This window comes from Halolamina sp. C58 (genome assembly GCF_051195095.1).
Lineage (GTDB): Archaea > Halobacteriota > Halobacteria > Halobacteriales > Haloferacaceae > Halolamina.
The window spans coordinates 634882-658221 of record NZ_JBNTJY010000002.1; the positions used below are offsets into that span (position 1 = coordinate 634882).

The 23340-nt window shown below is 69.3% G+C and carries 25 protein-coding genes; 12 read left to right on the forward strand and 13 right to left on the reverse strand.

Annotation, left to right across the window (positions count from 1 at the left end):
• Positions 1 to 275 precede the first annotated feature (275 nt).
• From pdhA to ACQUSM_RS13945, 6 genes are all read left to right on the forward strand, one after another.
• On the forward strand, positions 276 to 1385 hold the full coding sequence (gene pdhA / locus ACQUSM_RS13920; RefSeq protein WP_435119527.1) for a pyruvate dehydrogenase (acetyl-transferring) E1 component subunit alpha: 1110 nt from the start codon (positions 276 to 278) through the stop codon (positions 1383 to 1385).
• Positions 1382 to 2368: an alpha-ketoacid dehydrogenase subunit beta gene (locus ACQUSM_RS13925; RefSeq protein ID WP_435119528.1), complete on the forward strand. Its 987-nt coding sequence runs from the start codon at positions 1382 to 1384 to the stop codon at positions 2366 to 2368. The genes pdhA and ACQUSM_RS13925 overlap by 4 nt, the downstream gene beginning before the upstream one ends.
• A 3-nt stretch (positions 2369 to 2371) precedes the next feature.
• A complete protein-coding gene (locus ACQUSM_RS13930) occupies positions 2372 to 3877 on the forward strand; it encodes a 2-oxo acid dehydrogenase subunit E2 (protein WP_435119530.1) in 1506 nt (501 codons plus the stop codon).
• Positions 3878 to 3880: 3 nt separating this feature from the next.
• On the forward strand, positions 3881 to 5305 hold the full coding sequence (lpdA, locus tag ACQUSM_RS13935; protein ID WP_435119531.1) for a dihydrolipoyl dehydrogenase: 1425 nt from the start codon (positions 3881 to 3883) through the stop codon (positions 5303 to 5305).
• 129 nt (positions 5306 to 5434) lie between these two features.
• Complete coding sequence (locus ACQUSM_RS13940) at positions 5435 to 5947, forward strand: hypothetical protein (protein ID WP_435119533.1); 513 nt, start codon at positions 5435 to 5437, stop codon at positions 5945 to 5947.
• An 85-nt stretch (positions 5948 to 6032) separates the two neighbouring features.
• Positions 6033 to 7934 carry an ABC transporter ATP-binding protein gene (locus tag ACQUSM_RS13945; RefSeq protein WP_435119535.1) on the forward strand — a complete coding sequence of 634 codons (1902 nt, stop codon included), beginning with the start codon at positions 6033 to 6035 and terminating at the stop codon, positions 7932 to 7934.
• Positions 7935 to 7976: 42 nt separating this feature from the next.
• Here ACQUSM_RS13945 and ACQUSM_RS13950 read toward each other — a convergent pair whose 3' ends face one another.
• Together ACQUSM_RS13950 and ACQUSM_RS13955 are read right to left on the reverse strand one after the other, a co-directional pair.
• On the reverse strand, positions 7977 to 8579 hold the full coding sequence (locus ACQUSM_RS13950; RefSeq protein WP_435119537.1) for a DUF4382 domain-containing protein: 603 nt from the start codon (positions 8577 to 8579) through the stop codon (positions 7977 to 7979).
• A gap of 36 nt (positions 8580 to 8615) precedes the next feature.
• Positions 8616 to 8936 (reverse strand): hypothetical protein, encoded by a 321-nt coding sequence (locus tag ACQUSM_RS13955; protein WP_435119538.1) that lies wholly within the window; start codon positions 8934 to 8936, stop codon positions 8616 to 8618.
• Positions 8937 to 9161: 225 nt separating this feature from the next.
• Here ACQUSM_RS13955 and glmM point away from each other — a divergent pair, with 225 nt between their 5' ends.
• Positions 9162 to 10529 carry a phosphoglucosamine mutase gene (glmM, locus tag ACQUSM_RS13960; protein ID WP_435119540.1) on the forward strand — a complete coding sequence of 456 codons (1368 nt, stop codon included), beginning with the start codon at positions 9162 to 9164 and terminating at the stop codon, positions 10527 to 10529.
• A 10-nt stretch (positions 10530 to 10539) separates the two neighbouring features.
• Here the strand turns inward: glmM and ACQUSM_RS13965 are convergent, their stop codons facing one another.
• Both ACQUSM_RS13965 and hisI read right to left on the reverse strand, forming a co-directional pair.
• Entirely contained in the window at positions 10540 to 11676 is a 1137-nt protein-coding gene (locus tag ACQUSM_RS13965) for a DUF7118 family protein (RefSeq protein WP_435119542.1), read from the reverse strand.
• Positions 11673 to 12074, reverse strand: a complete 402-nt coding sequence (gene hisI / locus ACQUSM_RS13970) for a phosphoribosyl-AMP cyclohydrolase (RefSeq protein ID WP_435119543.1) — start codon at positions 12072 to 12074, stop codon at positions 11673 to 11675. The genes ACQUSM_RS13965 and hisI overlap by 4 nt, the downstream gene beginning before the upstream one ends.
• 80 nt (positions 12075 to 12154) lie before the next feature.
• Here hisI and ACQUSM_RS13975 point away from each other — a divergent pair, with 80 nt between their 5' ends.
• The gene (locus tag ACQUSM_RS13975) at positions 12155 to 12631 is read left to right on the forward strand and encodes a phosphate-starvation-inducible PsiE family protein (RefSeq protein WP_435119545.1); all 477 of its coding nucleotides are present in this window, start codon (positions 12155 to 12157) and stop codon (positions 12629 to 12631) included.
• Here ACQUSM_RS13975 and ACQUSM_RS13980 read toward each other — a convergent pair whose 3' ends face one another.
• Positions 12632 to 13660 (reverse strand): prepilin peptidase, encoded by a 1029-nt coding sequence (locus tag ACQUSM_RS13980; RefSeq protein WP_435119546.1) that lies wholly within the window; start codon positions 13658 to 13660, stop codon positions 12632 to 12634.
• 138 nt (positions 13661 to 13798) lie between these two features.
• On the opposite strand from ACQUSM_RS13980, the gene ACQUSM_RS13985 reads away from it, so the two are divergent.
• Positions 13799 to 14518, forward strand: a complete 720-nt coding sequence (locus ACQUSM_RS13985; protein ID WP_435119726.1) for a hypothetical protein — start codon at positions 13799 to 13801, stop codon at positions 14516 to 14518.
• Here the strand turns inward: ACQUSM_RS13985 and ACQUSM_RS13990 are convergent.
• Genes ACQUSM_RS13990 through ACQUSM_RS14005 form a run of 4 tightly spaced genes read right to left on the reverse strand, consistent with a single transcriptional unit; the run spans position 14515 to position 17196 of the window.
• Positions 14515 to 14802, reverse strand: coding sequence for a transcriptional regulator (locus ACQUSM_RS13990; protein WP_435119548.1), 288 nt, complete (start codon positions 14800 to 14802; stop codon positions 14515 to 14517). The two genes, ACQUSM_RS13985 and ACQUSM_RS13990, sit on opposite strands and share 4 nt — an antisense overlap.
• The gene (locus ACQUSM_RS13995) at positions 14803 to 15423 is read right to left on the reverse strand and encodes a hypothetical protein (protein ID WP_435119550.1); all 621 of its coding nucleotides are present in this window, start codon (positions 15421 to 15423) and stop codon (positions 14803 to 14805) included. It lies immediately after the preceding gene.
• Positions 15416 to 16348 carry an ABC transporter ATP-binding protein gene (locus tag ACQUSM_RS14000; RefSeq protein ID WP_435119551.1) on the reverse strand — a complete coding sequence of 311 codons (933 nt, stop codon included), beginning with the start codon at positions 16346 to 16348 and terminating at the stop codon, positions 15416 to 15418. The genes ACQUSM_RS13995 and ACQUSM_RS14000 overlap by 8 nt, the downstream gene beginning before the upstream one ends.
• Positions 16345 to 17196, reverse strand: a complete 852-nt coding sequence (locus tag ACQUSM_RS14005; RefSeq protein WP_435119553.1) for an ABC transporter permease — start codon at positions 17194 to 17196, stop codon at positions 16345 to 16347. The genes ACQUSM_RS14000 and ACQUSM_RS14005 overlap by 4 nt, the downstream gene beginning before the upstream one ends.
• 94 nt (positions 17197 to 17290) lie before the next feature.
• On the opposite strand from ACQUSM_RS14005, the gene ACQUSM_RS14010 reads away from it, so the two are divergent.
• Positions 17291 to 17536, forward strand: coding sequence for an FAD-dependent monooxygenase (locus tag ACQUSM_RS14010; RefSeq protein ID WP_435119554.1), 246 nt, complete (start codon positions 17291 to 17293; stop codon positions 17534 to 17536).
• Positions 17537 to 17611: 75 nt separating this feature from the next.
• Here the strand turns inward: ACQUSM_RS14010 and fer are convergent, their stop codons facing one another.
• The 3 genes from fer to ACQUSM_RS14025 form a co-directional block, all read right to left on the reverse strand.
• Positions 17612 to 18001 carry a ferredoxin Fer gene (gene fer / locus ACQUSM_RS14015; RefSeq protein ID WP_435119556.1) on the reverse strand — a complete coding sequence of 130 codons (390 nt, stop codon included), beginning with the start codon at positions 17999 to 18001 and terminating at the stop codon, positions 17612 to 17614.
• Positions 18002 to 18129: 128 nt separating this feature from the next.
• Positions 18130 to 18630: a 2'-5' RNA ligase family protein gene (locus ACQUSM_RS14020; RefSeq protein ID WP_435119558.1), complete on the reverse strand. Its 501-nt coding sequence runs from the start codon at positions 18628 to 18630 to the stop codon at positions 18130 to 18132.
• 108 nt (positions 18631 to 18738) lie between these two features.
• Positions 18739 to 18930: a DUF7554 family protein gene (locus ACQUSM_RS14025; RefSeq protein WP_435119560.1), complete on the reverse strand. Its 192-nt coding sequence runs from the start codon at positions 18928 to 18930 to the stop codon at positions 18739 to 18741.
• A 132-nt stretch (positions 18931 to 19062) separates the two neighbouring features.
• On the opposite strand from ACQUSM_RS14025, the gene ACQUSM_RS14030 reads away from it, so the two are divergent.
• Entirely contained in the window at positions 19063 to 20157 is a 1095-nt protein-coding gene (locus tag ACQUSM_RS14030; RefSeq protein WP_435119561.1) for a DUF7345 domain-containing protein, read from the forward strand.
• Positions 20158 to 20251: 94 nt separating this feature from the next.
• Complete coding sequence (locus ACQUSM_RS14035; protein WP_435119563.1) at positions 20252 to 21253, forward strand: hypothetical protein; 1002 nt, start codon at positions 20252 to 20254, stop codon at positions 21251 to 21253.
• A gap of 18 nt (positions 21254 to 21271) precedes the next feature.
• Here the strand turns inward: ACQUSM_RS14035 and uvrB are convergent, their stop codons facing one another.
• Entirely contained in the window at positions 21272 to 23332 is a 2061-nt protein-coding gene (gene uvrB, locus ACQUSM_RS14040; RefSeq protein ID WP_435119564.1) for an excinuclease ABC subunit UvrB, read from the reverse strand.
• Between the last annotated feature and the right edge of the window lie 8 nt (positions 23333 to 23340).

Below are 23340 nucleotides of genomic sequence, written 5' to 3' on the forward strand. Positions count from 1 at the left end.
CGCCGGCTGTCACCGTCGTTCACGAGGCTGTATGCGACGAGCTCACGTCTATCACGATTCTTCCCAAACGTTCGTCCAATTTCTTCGGCGACACCGCCCTTCGCCCGGGCGGAACGGCGATATTCGAGGGAGAAATGAGAAAACGTGAGAATATGGTCGACCTTATCGAAAGAACACAACCGACGGAGGGTGATTTCTGCTCATAGTAAACCTTTTACGAAAGCACTATACCTTCGGCGAGGGAAATTCTGCCCTATGGAGAGGAGGGTCAAGCCGTGAGTACGATACAGCGCGATCCCGAGAACCGGGTACAGGTGCTCGACGAGGACGGCAAGCTCGTCGGCGAGCCCCCGGAGATCGACGAGGAGACGATGCTGGACATCTACCGGGACATGAAGCTCGCCCGGCACTTCGACGAGCGGGCGGTCAGCCTCCAGCGACAGGGGCGGATGGGGACCTACCCGCCGCTGTCGGGACAGGAGGGCGCCCAGATCGGCTCGGCGTACGCGCTGGCCGAGGACGACTGGATGGTGCCGTCCTACCGCGAACACGGCGCCGCGGTCGTGCGGGGCCTGCCGCTGAAGCAGACGCTGCTGTACTGGATGGGGTACGAGGCGGGCAACGACGTGCCCGAGGACACGAACGTCCTGCCCGTCGCGGTGCCGATCGCGAGCCAGATCCCCCACGCGGCGGGGCTGGCGTGGTCCTGGAAGCTGCAGGGCAACGACGACACGGCGGGAATCTGCTACTTCGGCGACGGCGCCACCAGCGAGGGTGACTTCCACGAGGGGCTGAACTTCGCCGGCGTCTACGACGTGCCGATGGTGTTCTTCTGCAACAACAACCAGTGGGCGATCTCGGTGCCCCGCGAGAAGCAGACCGCTTCGGAGACGCTGGCCCAGAAGGCCGACGCCTACGGCTTCGAGGGCGTGCAGGTCGACGGGATGGACCCGCTGGCCGTCTACAAGGTCACGCAGGACGCGCTCGCGAAGGCTCGGGACCCCGACGAGGACCAGCTCCGGCCGACGATGATCGAGGCGGTGCAGTACCGCTTCGGCGCCCACACCACCGCGGACGACCCGACGGTGTACCGCGACGACGAGGAGGTCGAGCGCTGGAAGGCCAAGGACCCGATCCCGCGGCTGGAGACGTACCTCCGAAGCGAGGGCGTCCTTGACGACGAGACAGTCGCCGAGATCGAGGAGCAGGTCGAGCAGCGAGTCTCCGACGCGATCGACGAGGCCGAGTCCGAGCCTCGCCCGGAGCCGGAGGAGATGTTCGAGCACGCCTACGCGGATCTCCCGCCGGCGCTGCAGGAACAGCGCGAGGAGTTCGTCGCGGCGGTCGATCGACACGGCAAGGACGCGTTCCTGGAGGAAGAATGAGCGAGACACAGAACCTCACGCTGGTGCAGGCGGTACGGGACGGTCTCGCGACCGAGATGGAGCTCGACGACGACGTGATCGCGCTCGGGCAGGACATCGGGAAGAACGGCGGCGTGTTCCGGGCCACGCAGGGCCTGCAGGAGGAGTTCGGCGAGCAGCGCGTCGTCGACACGCCGCTGGCGGAGTCCGGCATCATCGGCAGCGCCGTCGGCCTCGCGACCGGCGGGATGAAGCCGGTGCCGGAGATCCAGTTCTCCGGGTTCATGTACCCCGGTTTCGACCAGATCGTCTCCCACATGGCGCGCTACCGCACCCGGAGCCGGTCGCGGTTCTCGCTGCCGATGGTGCTGCGGGCACCCTACGGCGGCGGCATCCGCGCGCCCGAACACCACTCCGACTCGAAGGAGGCGTTCTACGCCCACGAGGCGGGGCTGAAGGTGGTCGTCCCCTCGACCCCCTACGACACGAAGGGGCTGCTGATCTCGGCGATCCGCGACCCCGACCCCGTCGTCTTCCTCGAACCCAAACTCATCTACCGCGCGTTCCGCGAGGACGTGCCCGAGGGGGAGTACGAGATCCCGCTCGGCGAGGCCGCGGTCCGCCGCGAGGGGTCGGACGTGTCGGTGTTCACCTACGGCGCGATGACTCGGCCGACGCTCGAGGCCGCGGAGAACCTCGCCGACGAGGGGATCGACGCCGAAGTGGTCGACCTGCGGACGGTGTCGCCGATGGACCGCGAGGCCATCATCGAGTCGTTCAAGAAGACCGGCCGCGGCGTCGTCGTCCACGAGGCGCCCAAGTCGGGCGGCCTCGCCGGCGAGATCACCGCGCTCCTGCAGGAGGAGGCGCTCGTCTATCAGGAGGCACCGATCAAGCGCGTCACGGGGTTCGACGTCCCCGTCCCGCTGTACGCGATGGAAGACTACTACCTGCCCAACGCCGCGAGAGTGGAAGACGGTATCCGTGAGGCGGTGGAGTTCTAACCGATGACTGTCAAAGAGTTCAAGCTACCCGACGTCGGCGAGGGCGTCGCCGAGGGGGAGTTGGTCTCCTGGCAGGTGTCGCCCGGCGACCGCGTCAGCGAGGGCGACATCGTCGCCGAAGTCGAGACGGACAAGGCGCTGGTCGAGGTGCCCTCCCGCTACGACGGCACCGTGAAGGAGCTGTTCGCCGAGGAGGGCGAGATGGTGCCCGTCGGCGACGTGATCATCTCCTTCGAGGTCGACGAGATCGACGAGGGCGACGCCGAGGCAGAGGCGCCCGACACCGAGGGCGAGCCCGGCGCGTCGACCGACGAAGCGAAGACCGACACCGAGGAGGCGGCCGCGGCGGAGACGCCCGAGGGCCGCGTGTTCGCGCCGCCGGCGGCCCGCCGACTGGCTCGCGAACTCGGCGTCGACATCACCGACGTCGAAGGGAGCGGCCCCGGCGGCCGCATCAGCGAGGAGGACGTTCGGTCCTACCACGAGTCCGCCGAGGCGCACGACGAGACCGCCGACGAGACGCCCGTCACGCCCGGCGAGGAGGCGGCGCCGTCGCCGCCGTCCGGCGCCGGCGCGAGCGGGACCGTGAGCGCGAGCGACAGTCCGGAAGCGATGCGGGAGACGACGCTCGCGACGCCCGCGACCCGCGCGCTCGCGGACGAACTCGGCGTCGACCTCGACGCCGTGCCGACAGAGAAGACCCGCGACGGCGAGGCGTACGTCGAGGAGGAGGACGTGCGCGCGTTCGCCGAGCGCGAGGAGGCCGAAACGGCGGCCGGCGGCGAAACCGGTGCGTCCGCCACCGCCGAGCCCGAGCGTGAGGAGACGATGCCGTACCGCGGGGTCCGCCGGACGATCGGCGAGCAGATGGCGACCTCGAAGTACACCGCGCCCCACGTCACCCACCACGACACCGCGGAGATCGACGAGCTCGTCGAGACCCGTGAGGAGCTCAAGAAGACCGCCGAGGAGAAGGGCGTCCGCCTGACGTACATGGCGTTCGTTCTCAAGGCGGTCGTGGCCGGGCTGAAGGAGTACCCGATCCTCAACTCCGAACTGGACGAGGATGAGGGGGTCATCCGGCTGAAGAACTACTACAACATCGGGATCGCCGTCGCGACAGACGCCGGGCTGATGGTGCCGGTCGTCGAGAACGTCGACGAGAAGGGGCTGCTCGAACTGGCCGAGGAGGTGCAGGAGCTGGCGACGAAGGCCCGCGAGCGCTCCATCTCGCCCCAGGAGATGCAGGGCGGGACGTTCACGATCACGAACTTCGGCGCGTTCGGCGGCGAGTACGCCACGCCGATCATCAACTACCCCGAGACCGCGATCCTCGGCCTCGGCGCGATCGAGCAGCGGCCGGTCGTCGAGGAGGGCGAGGTCGTCGCGGCCCACACCCTCCCGCTCTCGCTCGCGATCGACCACCGAGTCATCGACGGCGCGGAGGCCGCACAGTTCACGAACACCGTGAAGGAATACCTGGCCGAGCCGACCAAACTACTACTCTAAACAATGGTTGTCGGAGACGTGACGACGGGAACGGAGGTACTGGTGATCGGCGCGGGGCCGGGCGGCTACGTCGCCGCCATCCGCGCCGCACAGAACGGACTAGACACGACGCTGGTCGATCGGGACGCGTACGGGGGGACCTGCCTCAACTACGGCTGCATCCCCTCGAAGGCGCTGATCAGCGCGACGGACGTGGCCCACGACGCGGGCAACGCGACGGAGATGGGCGTCCACGCCGATCCGGTGATCCACACCGACGAGATGCAGGAGTGGAAGGAGGGCGTCGTCGACCAGCTCACCGGCGGCGTCGAGAAGCTCTGTAAAGCGAACGGCGTGAACCTGATCGAGGGCGAGGCGACGTTCGTCGACGACTCCACCGCCCGGATCGCCCACGGCGGCGACGGGCAGGGCTCGGAGTCGATCGAGTTCGAGCACGCCATCGTCGCGACCGGCTCCCGGCCGATTCAAGTGCCCGGCTTCGAGTTCGAGCACGACCCGATCTGGTCCTCGCGGGACGCCCTCGACGTGGAGGAGCCCCCGGAGGACCTGCTCGTGGTCGGCGCGGGCTACATCGGGATGGAGCTCTCGACGGTGTTCGCGAAGATGGGCGTGAACGTGACCGTCGTGGAGATGCTCGACGGCATCCTGCCCGGCTACGAGGACGACGTGAGCCGGCCGGTCAAGCAGCGCGCCGACGAGCTCGGGATCGAGTTCAACTTCGGCGAGGCCGCGAGCGACTGGGAGGAGACCGGCGAGGGCGTCGTCGTCACCACCGAGAACGAGGACGGCGAGGAGTTCACCTACGACGCCGAGAAGGTGCTCGTCGCGGTCGGGCGCCAGCCGGTCTCCGACAGCCTCGATCCGGAGGCTGCGGGCGTCGAAGTCGACGACAACGGGTTCATCCACACCGACGATCAGGCCCGCACCAACGTCGACAACATCTTCGCGGTCGGCGACGTGGCCGGCGAGCCGATGCTGGCTCACAAAGCCAGCAAGGAGGGGATCGTCGCCGCCGAAGTGATCGCCGGCGAGCCCGCCGCGCTCGACCAGCAGGCGATCCCGGCGGCCGTGTTCACCGACCCCGAGATCGCGACCGTGGGGATGACCGAAGACGAGGCCGAAGAGGCCGGCTTCACGCCCAAGGTGGGCGAGTTCCCGTTCCGCGCCTCGGGTCGTGCGCTCTCGACGGGTGAGAGCGACGGGTTCGTCCGTATCGTCGCCGAGGAGGAGGCCGGCTTCGTCCTCGGCGCCCAGATCGTCGGCCCGGAAGCGAGTGAGCTGATCGCCGAGTGCGCGCTCGCGATCGAGATGGGCGCGACGTTGGAGGACGTGGCGTCGACGGTCCACACCCACCCGACGCTCGCGGAGGCGGTGATGGAGGCCGCCGAGAACGCCGACGATCAGGCGATCCACACGCTGAACCGGTAGTCGGCGGTACACTTTCTACGTCGCGGGCCACACGCCCACTATGGCCCTCCTCGACGACGGAGACTGGCAGTCCGGCGACTCGTCCGAGGCAGATCCGCTTCCAACGACCGGCCTCGCGACCGAAAACCAGTGACGCCGCCGACGGAGATCCGGACGAAGCGCGGCCGAGCGCGGTTCGTCGACGGCACCGTCCGGTTCGAGGAGTCCACCGTCGGCTACCTCCGCGCGCTGCTCCGGGACTACTGGCACGGCGGCAGCCGCGGCCAGCGCGCGATCGTCGGGGCCTACCTGTTCGCGATCCTCTACGGGCTGGGCGTCCTCGCGTGGGAGCTCGGCCACGGGCGGTGGCGCCTGCCGGCGCTCGTGGTCGGCGTGGTCGGCGTCGGCTGGCTGATCGGTCGCGCACGAGGCTATCGATCGGTCGACTCGCTCGACCTGGACCGGATCGAGTCGGTGGCCGCGACGCGGGGGTCGAAAGCCCTCACCCGGCCCCGGCTGGTGCTCACGTTCCGAACCGACGGCGGGACCCGGAAGCGACGGGTGCTGCTCCCGTCGCTGTACGCGATCGACGGCGACGAGGCGTTCGAGCGCGCCGTCGCGGCGTTCGACGACCGCGGGTTCGACGTGGCGCGGGATCGGTGACGCTGCGGGGGAACGCCGCCGTTCGAACCGGACCCCATGTCCGCCAGCCGCAGGCCTTTCCGGCTGGAGCATGTTTCGAACCGTAATGAGCGACGAACACGGGAGCTTCTCCGAGATCCGTCAGTCGGTCGACGGCCACTCGATGAAGGGGCTCCTGCGCTACTGCGTTCCGTACTGGCGGCGCCTGACCGTGGGCACCGTCGCCGCCTTCGTGGTCCGGTTGTCGAGGCTGATCCCGCCGCTGCTGGTCGGGGTCGCGATCGACCGCGTGATCCGGAACGGCACCGGCGAGGGCGGGCTGCTGGTCACCGCCGGCCTGATCCCCTCGGGACAGATCAGCGGGCAGGCGGCCCGGCTGGCGTTTCTCGAACAGCTCGTGATCATCGCCGGCGCGGCGTACGTCGTCCGGTCGCTGGCCCGGTTCGCGTCGCGGTACCTGTTCATGTCGACCGCCCAGAAGGTTCAGCGGGACTTACGGAACGACACGTACGACCATATCCAGCGGCTCTCGCTGGGCTTCTTCGCGTCACACCAGACCGGCGCGATGATGTCGGTGTTGAACCAGGACGTGAACCGGCTGGAGCAGTTTTTGAACACCGAGATCCGGCAGGCGATCCGGGTCGTGGCTACGGTCGGCGGGATCGCAGCGATCATGTTCTGGTACTCCCCGAAGGTGGCAGTGATCGCGCTGGCGCCGGTGCCGGTCATCGGGCTCGCGTCGGGGAAGTTCCTGACGTGGATCGAGCCGAAGTACCGCGGGATTCGGGAGACGGTGTCCCGGCTGAACTCCCGGCTGGAGAACAACCTCGGCGGCGCGCGGGTGATCAAGACGTTCAACCGCTACGACTTCGAGCTCGACCGCGTCTCCGACCAGAGCGAGATCTACCACGACGAGAAGGTCGGCGCGATCAAGATCCGGCGAGCGTTCTTCTCCTCACTGCGGGTCGTTACGGGGCTGGTGTTCGTCGCGATGCTGTGGGTCGTCGGCAGCGACATCATCACCGGCTCCGCCAGCGCGCTGGAGGCCGGCGTTGTGGCGACGTTCTTCATGCTGCTGCGCCGCCTCTACGCGCCGATGCGCCGGGTCGGGAAGACCGCGAACAAGTACCAGCTCGCGAAATCCTCCTCCGAGCGCGTGTTCGGGATCCTCGGCCACGAGCCCGAGGTGACGACGCCGGAGGACGCCTACGTCCCCGACGAGGTCGAGGGCCACGTCGAGTTCGACGACGTGACGTTCGGCTACGAGGCGGACGAGACCGTGCTGAACGGGATCGACCTCGACGTGACCGCGGGCGAGACGGTCGGCCTCGCCGGCACCACGGGCGCCGGCAAGTCGACGCTGCTGAAGCTGCTGCCACGGTTCTACGATACCGACTCCGGTGCGGTGCGGGTCGACGGCGTCGACGTGCGCGAGTGGGATCTGCCGGCGCTCCGCGAGCACGTCGGGATCGTCGAGCAGAACCCCTACATGTTCTCCGGCACGGCCGAGGAGAACATCGCTTACGGCGACCTGTCGGTGCTCTCCGGCGAGGACGGCGAGGTGAGCGACGCGGTCGTCGAGGCCGCCAAGGCCGCGGAGGCCCACCAGTTCATCACCGACCTGCCGGAGGGGTACGACACCGAAATCGGCGAACGCGGCGTCAAACTCTCCGGCGGGCAGCGCCAACGGCTGGCGATCGCCCGCGCGCTGCTGAACGATCCGGAGATCGTGATTCTGGACGAAGCGACCTCCGACGTGGACACCGAGACGGAGGAGCAGATCCAGCAGAGCCTCGACCGGCTGACGGAGGACCGGACCGCGTTCGTGATCGCCCACCGGCTGTCGACGATCAAGGACGCCGACCGCATCGTGGTGATGGAGCACGGGCAGGTCGCCGAGAGCGGGAGCCACGACGAGCTGCTGCAACAGGACGGCGACTACGCGAAGTTGTGGGAGATGCAGGCCGGCAGCGAGGAAGCGGGGACAGTCGCTGCGGCGGACGACTGATCCTCGACGGCTCGGTCGGTTTCCAGCGTGGGAACGCGCGTGTCAGTTCGACGTCGCCGTGTCCTGTTCGTACTCGACGGTGATCCCGTCGGGAACGGGCCGGATCAGGTACCCGCCGCCCTGGGAGCGCTGTACCGGGGTGAAATCCGCGGTGAACACCGTCCGCGTGTCGGCGCGGATCTCGAAGCTACTGTTGAACGTCAGCGGGGCCTCGCCGGGAACGTCGACCTGTGCCGAGTCGCCGTTCGTGAGGGTCGCGTCGACGCCCTCGATATCCAGCTGGAGATAGCTGTACGACGACGTGTCGAGTTCCCGCTCGTCGACGAGCTGTGTCGAACTGTCTTGGAGGTCGACGAGGTCGGCTTCCTGTGGTTCGTCGTACTCGTAGTACTCGCGATCGGCAGAGGAGCCGCCGTCGGTGGCGTTGCCCGCGGGCGTTTCGGCGTCCTCCGGGCCGAGCCACATCCCGACGATCGTGACGATACACGACTCGAAGTCGTCGATGTCGCCGGGCTGGTCGGTCACCTGCGTCGCGAGCGTGCCGGTGCCGCCGCCGAGACAGCCGGCGAGGGCAGTGGCACCGACGGCAGCGGCGCCGGTCGTCGCGAGATACGTCCGTCTGTCAACCGTGAGTTCGTCGGTCATCGTTGAATATCGGAGGAAACGTGAAAACCGGGTCAGTTACGCGTCCGATTCGCCGTCGGCCTCGTCAGGCTGCTCGTCAGCGGCCTGCTCGCCGCCGCCGAGGAACTCGCTCAGCGAGCCGCCGAGATCGTCGATCGAGCCGTTCAGGAACGACTCGATGCGCTCGTGGATCCCGCTCACGTGGTCGGCCGCCTGCTCGGGCAGGCCGTCGCTCGGCCCGACCGTGCCGTCGTCAGCCGGCGCGTCCGGGGCGGTGTCGTTCGCCTGCTCGGCGGGCGTGGCCGCGCCGACCGCGACCGTGCCGGCCAGCAGGAGCATCGTTGCCATCGTGACCGCGGCGATCTTGCTCACTCTCATCGCATCCCCCGCTTGGCCGGGGAGTCGGATAAGGGGTGACGACGACGAAGGCGAAGTTCGGCCGTTTCGGCGGTCCTAAGCGCGTTTTAACTCGAATGAACGCCGGATTTAGCCCCGCAACGACAGTTCCGGCGACGATCGCCCCACGTCGTCCCCGCGGGCGGCCCGTGCGCGTGTGTACACGTTCGGAACCGCTTTGAACCCGGCACCATGACCCCCACCCGAATGAAGGTCTTCGGCTCCAGCGGCACCCGGGGGGTCGCCGGCGAACAGCTCACCGCCGAGTTCGTCCTCCGGGTCGCCAAGGCCGCCGGCACCGTCTGGGACGCCGACCGCGCAGCGATCGCCCGCGACACGCGAACCACCGGGGAACTGTTCGCCAACGCCGCCGACGCCGGCCTCACCGCCGTAGGCGTCGACGCCGACCGACTCGGCGTGCTCCCCACGCCCGCGGCCGTCCGCTACGCCGAGGTCGAGGAGATCCCCGCCGTCGTCGTCACCGCCTCCCACAACCCCCCGGAGTACAACGGGATCAAGCTCGTCGGCGCCGACGGCGTCGAACTCCCCGTCGCCGAACTCGAACGCGTCGAGGACTGCCTGCTCGGCGAGACGTTCGACGAGGCGGGCTGGGACGGGACGGGGGCCTCCCGAACCATCGACGGCGTCGCCGCCGACTACGTCGACGACCTGCTCGCGAACGTGGACCGCGAGTCGATCGCCGACGCCGAGCTCACCGTCGCGCTCGACCCCGGCCACGGCGCGGGCGCGCTGACCAGCCCCGAGTTCTTCCGCCGGCTGGGCTGTGACGTGGTGACCGTCAACGGCCAGCCCGACGGCCACTTCCCCGGCCGCGACCCCGAGCCCGTCCCGGAGAACCTCGGCGATCTCGGCCGGGTCGTCCGGGCGAGCGACGCCGACGTGGGGGTCGCCCACGACGGCGACGCCGACCGCGCGATCTTCTTCGACGAACACGGCGAGTACGTCGAGGGCGACGCCTCGCTGGCGGCGCTGGCGGCCGAGGCGCTCGAACCGGGCGACGCCACCGTCGCCGCGGTGAACGTCTCCCAGCGCCTCGTCGACGTGTGTGACGAAGTCGGGGCCGATCTCGAACTCACCCCCATCGGCGCGACGAACATCATCACCCGAATTCAGGAGCTCGAAGCCGAGGGGCGCCGGGTCCCGATCTCGGGGGAGGGCAACGGCGGGATCTTCTTCCCGAACTACCGGCTGGTCCGGGACGGCGCGTTCATCGCCGCGAAGTTCCTCGAACTGCTGGCCAAGATCGGCGACAGCCCGAGCGAGGTCGTCGCGCCGTATACCGCCTACGAGAACGTCCGGCGGAACCTCAGCTACGACGAGGAGTCCGAACTCAGCGCGATGCTCGCCGCCGCCGAGCGCTACGCCGAGGCGGCCGACGTGGAAGCGAGTACCGTCGACGGCTACCGGCTCGACTACGGCGACGCGTGGGTGCTGGTCCGGCCCTCCGGCACCGAGCCGAAGGTCCGCATCTACGCCGAGGCCCGCGAACGCGAGCGCGCGGTCGAACTCGCCGACGCCGTCGAGCGCGAGCTCGCGGCGGCGCTCGAGAACTGACCGGTCGGCCTCAGTTCTCCAGCGCCCGCTCCAACCGCTCGCGCTCCTCGCGGAGTCGTTCGGCTTCGGCCTCGATCTCGCCGTTCCGGAGCGCCTCGCGCTGGTCTTCGGTGAGCTCCGTCTCGGCGACGACCGCGTTCCGCAGTCGGTCGTAGTCGTCCCGCCGGGCGAGATCTCGGAGGGTCCGGGCGAGCGCGACCGTCTCCTCGTCGGCGAAGCGGCCGACGACCGAGACGAGTTCGCTCGCGAGGTAGCGCAGTTCGTCCGCGGGCGGCGGCGAGCCCACCGTCAGCGGCTCCGGTCCGATGCGGTCGAGGTAGGTGCGGTGGACCGGGACGGTGGTCTCGAACGCCGTCGGGTCCTCGACGTAGTGGGAGAGCTTCGACCCCGAGTACTCGGCGTAGGAGAGCAGCGTCGACAGCGGCTCCTCGCCCGCAGGGTGGGTTCGCACGTACTCGAGCAGGTCGGGCGGTGGCCGCTGGTAGTCGATCAGCGGGTAGTGTTTCGTCGTCTCGATCAGGTCGAGCAGCTCCCGGACCGGCGCGTCCCGGACGTACGCATCGAACGCCTCGCGGACGGCGGTGTCGTAGCGCTCGATCGGTTCGGTCAGCTGCTCGGTCGGCGCCGAGAGGTCCGCGTCGCCGAGCCGCCGCAGTTCGGCGAGTTCGTCCAGCCGGCGATCGATCGCCGACAGCCGCTCGTTCACGGCGCGCTCGGCGTCGTCGACGCGCTGTTGGGCGGCCTCGCGGCGGTCGAGCAGGTCGGCGATCTCGCCGGCCTCGCTGATCGCCTCGCGGGCGCGCCGGAAGTCGCTCTCGGAGATGGTGCGCTGATCGACCGCCTCGTTGGCTTCCTCGAACCCGTCGCGTTCGGGGACCGTCTCGGGGAGGCTCTCCACCAGTTCGGCGAACTGGCTCTGGAACTCCAGATACGCCTCGAAGTCGCCCGTCCCGGTCGCCGAGTCCTCGTAGCGATCGAACAGCCGGGTCGCCTCGTGTACCGCGTCGGCGACGGCCTGTACCGACTCCTCGCCGTAGCGTTCGATCTCGGCGGCGATCGCCTCGCGCTCCTCGCGGGCGTCGCGGAGTTCGGCGACGAGATCGTCGGCGCTCGGGCTCTCGGGGACCGGCTCGTCGGCGACGCTCATTCGTAGGCGTCGTCGGGATCGAACACTCGGTCACCCGTCGTTTCCACCTGCACGGTCTCGCCGTCGTCGGTCTCCTGAACGGATCGGTGGAAGCAGGAGCGGTAGCCGGTGTGGCAGGCGCCGCCGTCCTGCTCGACCTCGTACAGCAGCGTGTCGGCGTCGCAGTCGACGCGCACGTCCACCACCGACTGGGTGTTGCCGCTGGTCGCCCCCTTCTCCCAGAGCTCGTCCCGGGACCGGGAGTAGTAGTGGGCCCGGCCCGTGTCGACGGTGCGTTCGAGCGCCTCGGGGGAGACGTACGCGAGCATCAACACCTCGCCGGAGTCGGCGTCCTGTGCCACCGCGGGGACCAGCCCGTCGTCGCCGAAGTCGATATCGACCGCCGAGAGGTCGGCCATACGCCACGGTTGGCCCTCGGGGGTAAAGAGTGCGCGGGCGACGCCCACAGAGTCTTGACGGTGGCCGCGAACCGTGGAGTGTGACGGACGATCGATCGGATCCCGTGGGCAGCCGGCCGGAGTTCGGCGACAGCCTCGACGACCGGATACTCGCGTTCAGCCAGCGGCTCATCCGCTACACCGAGGTCGTCGCGGCCGTGGTGCTTGGGGTGCTGTTCGCGATCGGCGTGTTCGACCTCGCGCTCCAGATCGTCCAGAGCGCCGCCTCCGGCTCGATCACCGACCCGCTGGTCGTCGTCGGCTTCATCGATACGGCGCTGCTGCTGCTGATCATCGTCGAGGTGTACCACACCGTCGTCGCCTACACGCAGGAGTCCGACACCCGCCGGATCGTCCGGCTCGTGCTCTACACCGGCGTGATCGCGATGGTGCGGAAGGCGATCATCTTCCGGACCGGCGAGTACGCCGACGAGGCCGGCGCGCTGCTGGCCGCCGCGGCGTACACGCTGCTCATCCTCGGCCTCGCCGCGCTGCTCGTCGTCGAGCGCCGGCGGTGATCAGGCCAGCCCGACCGCGGTCAACAGCCCGTACAGCAGGTCGCCGTACGTCAGCCCGAGCAGCAGGCCGACGAACATCGGCACGAGGAACGGGAGGCCGGGCGAGAGCCACACCTCGTCGTTCCGGGTGACGGTCTCCAGCCCCGCGCGGAGCGTCTCGGCGTCGGTGCCGTACGCCGAGCCGTCGAGTTCGTCGAGGAAGCGCTCGGCGGCCCACGGGTCGTCGTACTCGGCGTCCGTCCCGGCGTCTTCGCTCCCCGTCGCCGGCCCGTGTTCGACGGCGGTCTCGTCGACGGCACCGTCGGTCGGGTCGAACGTCTCGCCGACGCTCCCGGGGTCGCGGTAGCGGGCGGGCGCCGCGCGCAGTTCCGCGAGCGCGAGCCCGCGCCAGCGCAGGTACATGCGGAGGGCGTCGACGTCCAGCCCCGAGCGTGTGAACCCCGACCGGTCCTCGAACAGTCGGCCGTGGTGGTGGAGGAGGTCGTCGACCGGCACGACCCGGGCGAGGAACATCACCGGCTCGATCCGACCCGCGAGCGCGTTCCGGGCCGCGAGCGCGAGCGGGAACAGCGCGCCGACGAGCACGGTGTTCGTCAGCACCGTCAGCGAGAACACGCCGACGAGGGTGGGTTCCGCGGGGAGCACCGGCGGGAGGGGGACGCCGAACAGCGTCGCGGGCAGGTAGTACGCGGGGTAGGTCGGAAAGAGAACGGCCAGCGCCATCAGCGCCTTCGCGTCGGCGCCGCCGAAGCCGCCGATCCGCCAGAACAGGTACGACAGCGGGACGACCAGCCCCACGCTCATCGCGACACGGAACAGTTCGAGGCGAGCGTAGCGGCCGGTAAACGGTGCCGCCCGCACCAGATCGACGGCCAGCAGGGCCACGCCGAGACCGCCGAGGACGTACCAGACCCAGTTGGGGACCCGACGGGTGCGAACGTCGCGCAGCGCGGCCCAGCCCAGCAGCGGCACCGCGAGCAGGCGCGCGAGGTCGCCCGGCGAGGCGAGGGTTCCCAGCGAGTCCAGCATACCCCCGAACCCAGCGGCGACGGGCAAAGCGTTTGGGGAAACCGGGCGGCGAGACGGTGCCGCAGGAGGTAGCCTTATTGCTCCCCGTCAGAACGTCCACGTATGTCGACACGTTCGGTACGTGGCACGATCAGTGGACTGGGGAGCCGGGCGAACCCGGCGTTCGCGGGCGGCGTCGTCGCGATCTCGATCCTCGCGACGGCGTACGTGACCTCGGGGATGGCGTCGGTCGAGGTCCACACGTACGTCCACGTGATGGCGGGGCTGCTGTGGACCGGGACGGACCTGTTCATGGGCGCAGTGCTCGGTCCGGCGATCGGCGGGCTGGACGAGGAGGAGAGCGCCGCGGTGTTCACGCGGCTGACGCCGAAGACGACGTTTTTCCTGCCCGCGATGGCGCTCGTGACGATCGCCGGCGGCATCACGCTGGCCCAGCGGCTCGGCTACTTCCCCAACAGCGAGCCGTGGCTCGCGCTGTTCACCGCGGCGAACCTGCTGCCCGCCCTCCTGCTCGCGGGCTGGCGGCTGGACGTCTTCGACGACCGGCGCTGGCAGGCGCTGTTCGGGCTCTCGGCGGTCGGCTCGCTCGCGTGGGTGGGGACGACGATCGGCGGGCTGCAGCAGATCCCGCTGCTGGTCGCGCTCTCGCTGGGGATCGTGACGCTGCTGTCGGTGCAGGGCTTTGGCTTCCTGCTGCCCGGCGAGATCCGGATGTACGCCCAGATCACCTCCGCGGAGCCTGACGCGAGCATCATCTCCCGAATCGGCGCGCGGAACGCGAAGCTCGGCGGGGTGCAGGGGCTGCTGCAGTTGGTGCTGATCGGGCTGATGGTGCTGCTGCGGTGGGGTGGGGCCTAGGAGTCGAGATCGTCGATGAGCCCCTGAAGCTGCCGGACGTGCTCCTCGAACAGCGTCTCGCCCTCGTCGGTGAGGACCGCGGTGGTCCGGGGGCGCTTGTCGACGAACTCCTTGCTGATCTCGACGGCGTCCGCGTCCTCCATCCGCCCGAGGTGGCTGGAGAGGTTCCCCTCCGTCAGGTCGAGCTCGTCGGTCAGCTCGGTGAACGTCGACTCGCCGTGCCGGTAGAGGTAGGCGAATATCTCGAGCCGCGTCGGCTGGTGAACGAGTTTGTCGAGATCCATCTACGATCCGGTCAACACCCAGTAGGAGGCGACGGCGTAAACCAGATACGTTCCGCCGTACGCCGCGAACCCCCACTCGTGGAGCGGGTCGACGTTCGCGACCGCGATCCCGAGCCCGATCATCAGGACGCCCCCGACCTGGAACGCCCGGCGGTCGCGGTCGCGGATGCGGTGGGCCTTCAGCGTCTCGCCGGCGACGAGGTAGCCCAGCCCGAGCATCACCAACACGAGCGCGAGGACGAACGCCGTCTCCGCGAGGTAGCCCAGTTCCGGGAGGAACGGCGCCGCCACGAACTGGACCGCGAACGTCCCCGCGTAGACGACCAGTATCAGGAAGCCGACGTTCGGCGTCCCCTCGCCCGGCGCCCACGAGTAGCCGCCGAACCGCCAGTACAGCACCGCGCCGAAGGCGCCGAACAGGCCGAACCAGATCGCCAGAAACCAGATCCCGGGCAGCCGTTCGAGCACGACGTACTGCGAGAGCGCACAGCCCAGCGCGACGACGACGCCGAAGCCGAGCCACTGCTCGGGCGCGCTCTCGTAGCGTTCGGCGATCCCCATCGCATCCTTGATCCGGTCGAGGTCGCGCTGGAGCTCCGCGGGGTCGACGTCCTCACTCATCGTTCCCCTCCGTGTGGACGTAGTAGTTGAACGCGTCGGTGTAGCTGGGCTCGACGGTCTCGACGGTCGCCTCGTCGGGCGCGGCCGCGCGGAGATCCGCGAGCGTCGCGCCCGGGGCGAGGAACCCCCGGCGCTCGTCGCCGTGGTGGAACAGCCGGCCGTCGACGACGTGGGGCTCGAACGGATCGGTCCCGGGGCCGCCGCCGACGACCCGGACCGTCTCGGGCACCGAATCGAGCAGCGCGTCCGGCGCGCCGACGGCGCTGACGCCGTCGCCGGTCACGAACGCGATCCGGTCGGCAAACGCGGCGTCGACCGGGCGGTGGCTGGTGGCGACGACGGTGGCGCCCGCTTCGACCCGCTCGCGGATCGCGCGGTGGAACGTCTGGACCATCGAGAGGTCGACGCCGGCGGTCGGTTCGTCGAGGAGGTACAGCGGGGTGTCGACGGCCAGCGCCAGCGCGAGTTCGAGCTTCCGCGTCATCCCCTCGGAGTAGTGTACCGTTCGCTTCCCGAGCGCGTCGGTGAGGCCGAACTCGGCGACGAGGTCGCGCCAGCGGTCCGTAAAGGCGGGGTGGAGGCTGGCGTAGAACTCCGCGGTTTCCCGCCCGGAGAGGCTGTCGACGCTCGCGCCGCCCTGCAACAGCAACGAGAGGCTGTGGCCGCCGTCGTCGGCGACCGGCTCGCCGAACAGCTCGATCTCGCCCTCGGTCGGTTCGACGCTCCCCGCGAGACACGACAGGAGCACGGTCTTCCCGGTGCCGTTCGGACCCATGAGGAGCAGCGCCTCGTTCTCTCGAACCGTGAGGTCGACGCCGTCCAAGATCCCGTCGTCGCCGAACGCCTTGCGGACGTTTCGAGCCTCGACGGCTGGAGCGCCGGCATCGGCGCTCTCGGGGTCGTCGCCGACGGCGTCAGCGCTCATCGGATCTCACCCCGGTAGAGCGAGCGACGGGTCGCGAGGACGGCGATCCCGGTGCCGGCGGCGGCGTAGGCGCCGAGCAGCGCGAGATACCGCGGCGCCGTCGGTGCGGCCGGCTCGGCCAGCCCCGCGGCCGCCCAGTCGCCCACGGGGACGAGGTGGTACACCGCGAGCCGGGTCGCCAGCCCGTTCGGGACGTAGTTCACGAACTCCGCCGTCGACGCCACGAGCCCGGGCTGGACGCCGTTGTAGCCGGTGAGGAAGAAGGCGAGCAGCACCAGCGTGATGGTGATGATGCTCGCGAACTTCGGCTCGGGGACCGCGGCGACGAGGACGACCGCGATGCTCGCCGCGAACAGCCCCATCGCGAGCAGTCCGAGGAGGACGACGGGGATCGAGAGGAGCGATCGGAGCTCGAACGTCGCGCCCGTGGCGACGCCGACCGCGAGCACCACGCCGACGGCGACGGCCGCGAACGCGTAGGCGGCGAGGAACCGCCCGAAGAAGTCCGCGCCCGGAGAGACGGGCAGTGCGCGGAACTGCGCGTAGCGACCCCCCTCCACGTCGTCGACGAGCGACTGCGAGAACGTGTTGAGGAACACCACCAGCGCCGCGAACGTCCCGTAGGAGACGGCGTTGGTCGCCTTCACGATCCCCGCGGCCTCCGCGGGCATCGACGCGCTGTCGATCAGCAGGTACACCGTGAGGAGGTAGAACAGCGCCGGGAACGCCACCGCCCAGAAGACGACGGCGCCGTTGCGTCGAAGCGTCCGCAACGCCCGCGTCGCGAACGCGCCAGTCTGTTCGACGAACCGCCCCGGGAGGCGGGAGCGGCGAGTGTCAGCGCTCATGACTGATGCTGGTGTCCGAACTCACAAATAGCTTTGCACTCCAAATCCAGTTTGTAGCACAAAGTATACAGTTAGATAGCGATCATTTTCGACCATGGGCACGAAACGGGACGGCACGAAACCGGGCGACAGCGCCAGCGTGCTGATCGTCGGCGGCGGCCTCGCGGGCCTGACGCTCGCGAACTACCTCGCGCGGCAGGGTCGCGAGCCCCTGATCGTCGTGAACGTGGCCCTCCCGAGCCTGCCGGAGTTCGCACTCGGCGTCCTCGGCGAACTCAGCCAGTTCGTCGGCCTGCTCTGTATCCTCTACGGGCTCTGGACGCCGAATGGAGAGCCGTAGGGGAGCGCCCGCAGGGCGAGCGGGGCGCTGGCGTGCCGTCGTCGAAAAAGACCGTTCGAGAAGCGCCGACCGCGATCAGATGACGCGGTTCTGGAGGTAGTCGAGGTGCTTGGCGTTGTAGACGATCTTGACCTCGTCCGTGGCGGGCGAACCGATGCAGGTCAGGCGGACGTTCTTCTCCTCGACCTCCTCGTCGCTGAGGATCTGCTGCATGTCCATGTCGATCTCGCCCTCCTTGCAGATCGACGCACAGTTCGCACACGCGCCGGCGCGGCAGGAGAACGGCCAGTCGTACCCCTGGGCCTCGGCGGCCTCGAGGATGTACTCGCCCTGGTTCACTTCGAGCGTGCCGTAGTCCTCGGCGTCGAGGTCCGCGTCAGCAGCCTGCTCGAACAGGTCGTCGTCGTCCATCGACCAGCCGTGGTCGTCAAGCACTTCGTAGTTGAGGTATTCGACGGTTGGCATCACCCGGCGTTTCTCCTGCCTCCGTATAGGGTCTTGTGGTTCTCAGCGGAAAATCGGGGGTTTCAGCGCTTTAGGGCGCCCGAAAACGCCCAAATCTCTTTTCACGGTCGCGATCGAATTTCTACGGTTCAGCCCCGGAGGCGGAACCGATCGACCGCTTCGCGGTGTTCGCGGTCCCACGTCAGCGCGCGCTCGGCGGTCCACTCGACGGGTTCGATCTCGGTCGCGGCGACGCGCTCGGCGTCGGCGACGCTCCCCCCGCGGGCGAGCGTGACGTGTGGCACGTAGTTCTCCCCTTCCAGCGCGTCGACGACGGGGAACTCCCGGCAGAGCCGCCGGTGGAGCTGGCGAATCCCCTCGCTCTCGACGGCGAGGTAGACGACCGGCCCGCGGCCGTCCGGCGGGTCGGCGAAGTAGTCGATTTCGTCGATCCGGACCGGGAACGGCTTCGTCTCGTCGAGCACGCGGCGGAGGCGTTCCCGGACGCCGCCGCGGCCAGCGCGCCACGTGTCGGCCTCGATCCGCTTGACGACCAGCGTGTGGCGCTCGCGCACCTGCTCGAAGGGGGTGAGTTTCGGGTGGAGGCGGTCGGCAAGACGTTCGACCGCTGGCGGGACGCGGAGGTTCACCGGAGGACGAGGGCGGGGCTGTGGGTTCGACGGCTCACGAACGGGAGTGGGTCGGCGGCAGTAAAAAGCGCGTCGTCGGAGAGCGTCGGCGGGACGACCGGCGAGGGGTCAGATCCGGTCGAGCAGCCAGAGGATCACCAGCACGACGATCACGATCCCCAGCAGGTCCGGCAGCAGGCCGAGGAGGTTGGCGAACAGGCCGAGCACTTCGTCGAGCACCTCGATGGCCAGCCACACCACGACCAACACCAGTATCACCTTCAGCAGGTCCTCGGCCTCGAGCTTGCCTCGCGTGTTCATACGGGGTAGCTCGTCGGGGGGTGAGTAAAAGGGCTGTGGCCGTTTCGGGGTCGTCGAGCCGCGAGCGGCGGGTTCGTCGGCTGATTGCCGGACGGTAACGCCTTTACTCCGTGCCGTCTCACGTTCGAGCGAATGGATCGACGGACCGTCGTCACGGTCGCGCTAGCGCTCCTGCTCGTCGGCTCGGGAGTGGGTGCCGCTGCGGAGTTCCCCGGGCTCCAGACCGGCGACGTCGAGAGCGACACGGTAGTGCTCGAAGCCGCGATCGAGTCGGACGGCGACGCGCGGTGGACGATCGAGTACCGAGTGGCGCTCGACGACGAGAACACGACGGAGGCGTTCGAGAGCCTCCAGCGCGACATCGAGCAGAACACCAGCGACTACCGCAGCCAGTTCGCCTCGCGGATGCGGTCGACGGTATCGACGGCGGAGAACGCCACGGGGCGGGAGATGGCCGTCGAGAACGTCAGCGTCGGCACCTCGACCAGTCTCAGCGGCGAGTACGGCGTCGTCCGCTACGGGTTCGACTGGGTCGGGTTCGCCGACGTCTCCGACGATCGGCTCGCGACCGGCGAGGTGCTGGCGGGGCTGTTCCTCGACGCCAACACCGAGCTCACGATCAGCTGGCCCGAGGGGTACGTGGTCTCGCTCGTCGAGCCGGAGCCGGACCGCGAGGGCGAGCGCTCGGTGACGTGGACGGGGCCCCGGGAGTTCGACGTCGGCCAACCCCGTGTGGTGCTCCGGACGCGGAACTCGGCGCCGCCGTGGGGGCCGCTGGTCGGCATCGCGCTGTTCGGGGGCGCCGGGGTGCTGTGGTACTACCGCCGGCGACAGGCCGGGCGAACGCCGGTCCCCGGCGTCGGCGACGACGAACCGGCCGTCGGCGCCGAGCCCGATCGAGGAGCCGAGGACGACCGCGAGCCCGAACAGGTGTCTGGTGTCGAGGACGGGACGGCGCCCGGCCCGGAGACGGGATCCGCCGCGAGCGTCGCCGACGCGGGGAACGAGGACGACACGCCCGAGGAGCTGCTGAGTCCGGAGGAGCGCGTTCTCCGCCTGCTCGAAGCGAACGGCGGGCGGATGAAACAGAAGACCATCACCGAGGAGCTCGACTGGAGCGCCGCGCGAACGAGTCAGGTAGTCGGCGACCTGCGCGACGACGGGAAGGTGGAGTCGTTCCGCCTCGGCCGCGAGAACGTGCTGAAGTTCCCCGACGACGAGGAGTGATCGACCGCCCTCGGGGGATTAAACTCGGTTAATCGGGGTGAACCCGGGTGGAGGGAGTTGACGGTTTTTACCGATGCGTCGCTATCGACCGAGTGTGAACCGAACTGCCGCCGTCACCCTCGCGCTGCTCGTGCTCGTCGGGAGCGTCCCGGCAGCCGCTGCGGTCGCCGGCGGCGCCCAGACGACCGACACCGGCGACGGGGCGGCGCCCGGCGCCGTCTTCGCGGGCGTCGTCGGCGTCCAAGGCGCCGAGGTGGACAACGAGATCGACCGTCGGGCGTTCGCCCAGCAGTTCGCGGCGGCGTCCTCGAACGACTCCAAGGCGGCGGTCGTCGCCGACCAGAGCCGCCAGCTCCGGGAGCGACTGGACGAGCTCGAAGCGAAGAAAGCTCGCCTCGTCCGTGCCCACGAGAACGGGAGTATCGGGCAGGGTGAGTACCGCGCCCGGCTCGCCGAACTCGCCGCCCAGATCCGTGCGGTCGAGCGGCAGGCCAACCGCACCGCGACCAACGCGGCGTCGCTCCCCGAGCCGGCGCTCCGGGAGCACGGCGCGAACGTGAGCGAGGTGCGCTCGATCGCCCGGCAGGCCAACCGCACCGGCGGCGGCGAGGTCGCCGAGGCCGCCCGACAGATCGCGGGCGAAGGGGTCGGGAACGGTCTCGGTCCGCCCGAGCACGCCGGCCCGCCGGCGGACGGGGGACCACCTGAAGACGCCGGATCGGGAAACGGAGCTGGCCCGTCAGGGGAGAACGAGACTGGCCCCGGAACGGGTGAGGAGCCCGGGGCGCCCGAGGACGCCGGCCCCGGGAACGGAACCGGAAACGGGTCCAACGCCGGGAACAGCACTGGCGGCCCGCCGAGCGACGGCGGTGCCGAATCGGGATCGAACGGCGGGAACGACACCGGCGGGGACGGTAACGCCCCCGACGGGACGGGCGGCGACGACGCGCGTGACGCTCGCGAACGGGACGACAACAACGGGGAGGACACCGACGACGGAAGCACCGAAACCGACAGCGACGAAACCGACGACGGCGGCGAGAACGATGCCGAGACGGACGGAACCGAGACGGTGACGCCCACGGCGACGGCGTAAGCCGCGCGGATCGACGGCTCAGAACTCCGCGTCCGGTTCCGGCGCGACGCCCTCGTCGCCGCCGTCGAGGTCGAACTCCTGTCTGAGCTCCCTGATCCTGTCGCGGATGTCCGCCGCGAGCTCGAACTCGAGGTTGTCGGCGGCCTCCTCCATCCGTTCCTCCAGCCGTTCGATCTGTCGAGCCGCGTCGTCGGCGTCGCCCACCTCGGCGTTCGCGGCGCCGGCGGCGTCGGTCTTGCTCCCCGGGAGGTTCGTCTCGCCGATCTCCTTCTCGATCGTCGTCGGCTCGAACCCGTGTTCCTCGTTGTAGCGCTGCTGGATCGCCCGACGGCGGCGGGTCTCCTCGATCGCGCTGGTCATCGCGTCCGTGCGTTCGTCGGCGTAGAGGACGACCTCGCCGTTGACGTTCCGCGCCGCGCGGCCCATCGTCTGGACGAGCATCGTCTCCGAGCGGAGGAACCCCTCCTGATCGGCGTCGAGGATCGCGACGAGGCTCACTTCGGGGATGTCCAGCCCCTCGCGGAGCAGGTTGATCCCGACGAGCACGTCGATCTCGCCCAGTCGGAGCGAGCGAATGATCTCGTGGCGCTCCAGCGTGTCCGTCTCGTCGTGCATGTACGCGACGTTCACGCCCGCTTCTTCGAGGTACTCCGTGAGGTCCTCGGCGATGCGCTTGGTGAGCGTGGTGACGAGCGTGCGCTCGTCGCGCTCGATGCGCTCGTCGATGCGGTCCATCAGATCCTCGATCTGCCCCTGCGCGCTCGTGACCTCGACCGCGGGGTCGACGAGGTGGGTCGGGCGGACGATCTGTTCGACGATCTGGTCCGACTGCTCGCGCTCGTAGTCGCCGGGCGTCGCCGAGACGTACAGCGTCTCGTCGGTCTTCGCCTCGAACTCCTCGAACGTGAGCGGGCGGTTGTCGTACGCCGTGGGGAGGCGGAACCCGTTCTCGACCAGCGAGTCCTTGCGTGACTTGTCGCCCTCGAACTGCCCGCGGATCTGCGGCAGCGTCTGGTGGGACTCGTCGACGACGGTGAGGAAGTCGTCGGGGAAGTAGTCCAGCAGCGTATACGGGGCCTCGCCCTGCTCACGATCTGAGAGGTGGACGGAGTAGTTCTCGATGCCCGAGCAGTAGCCCGTCTCCTGCAGCATCTCGAGGTCGAACGTGGTGCGCTCCTCGATGCGCTGGGCGGCGACGAGGTCGCCCTGTCGCTCGAAGTGGCGCACGCGGTCCTCCATCAGGTCCTCGATCTCGGCCATCGCCTCCTGCAGCCGTTCTTCGGGGATCGAGTAGTGCTCCGCCGGGTGGAGCAGGACGGCGGGCTCCTCGCTGACGACCTCGCCCTCTAAGGTGTTCACCTTCCGAATGCGGTCGATCTCGTCGCCCCAGAACTCCACGCGGACGGCGTAGCGGCCGTACATCGGGAAGATCTCGACCGTGTCGCCCCGGACGCGGAACGTGCCCTGCGTGAAGTCCACGTCGTTGCGCTCGTAGTTCAGGTCGACCAGCCGCCCGAGCAGTTCGTCGCGGTCGATCTGCTGGCCCTGTTCGAGCCGCAGGGACATGTCGACGTAGTTCCGCGGGTCGCCGAGCCCGTAGATCGCGGAGACGGAGGCGACGACGATCACGTCGTCGCGGGTCAGCAGCGAGCGCGTCGCGGAGTGGCGCAGCCGGTCGATCTCGTCGTTGATCGAGGCGTCCTTCTCGATGAACGTGTCCGACTGCTCGACGTACGCCTCGGGCTGGTAGTAGTCGTAGTAGGAGACGAAGTACTCGACGGCGTTGTCCGGGAACAGCTCCCGGAACTCCTCGTACAGCTGGGCGGCGAGGGTCTTGTTGTGGGCGATCACCAGCGTCGGTTGCTGGATCTCCTCGATCAGCCACGAGACGGTGTTGGTCTTCCCCGACCCGGTCACCCCGAGTAGCGTCTGCCGGTCCATCCCCTCGCGGAAGCCCGCGGCCAACTGCTCGATGGCCTCGGGCTGGTCGCCCGCGGGGTCGAAGGGGGCGTCGACGCGGAACGGCCGCTCGGCCTCGGGTCGGTCCGGCGACAGCGGACCGCTCTGGGAGTCGCTCATTAGCCGAA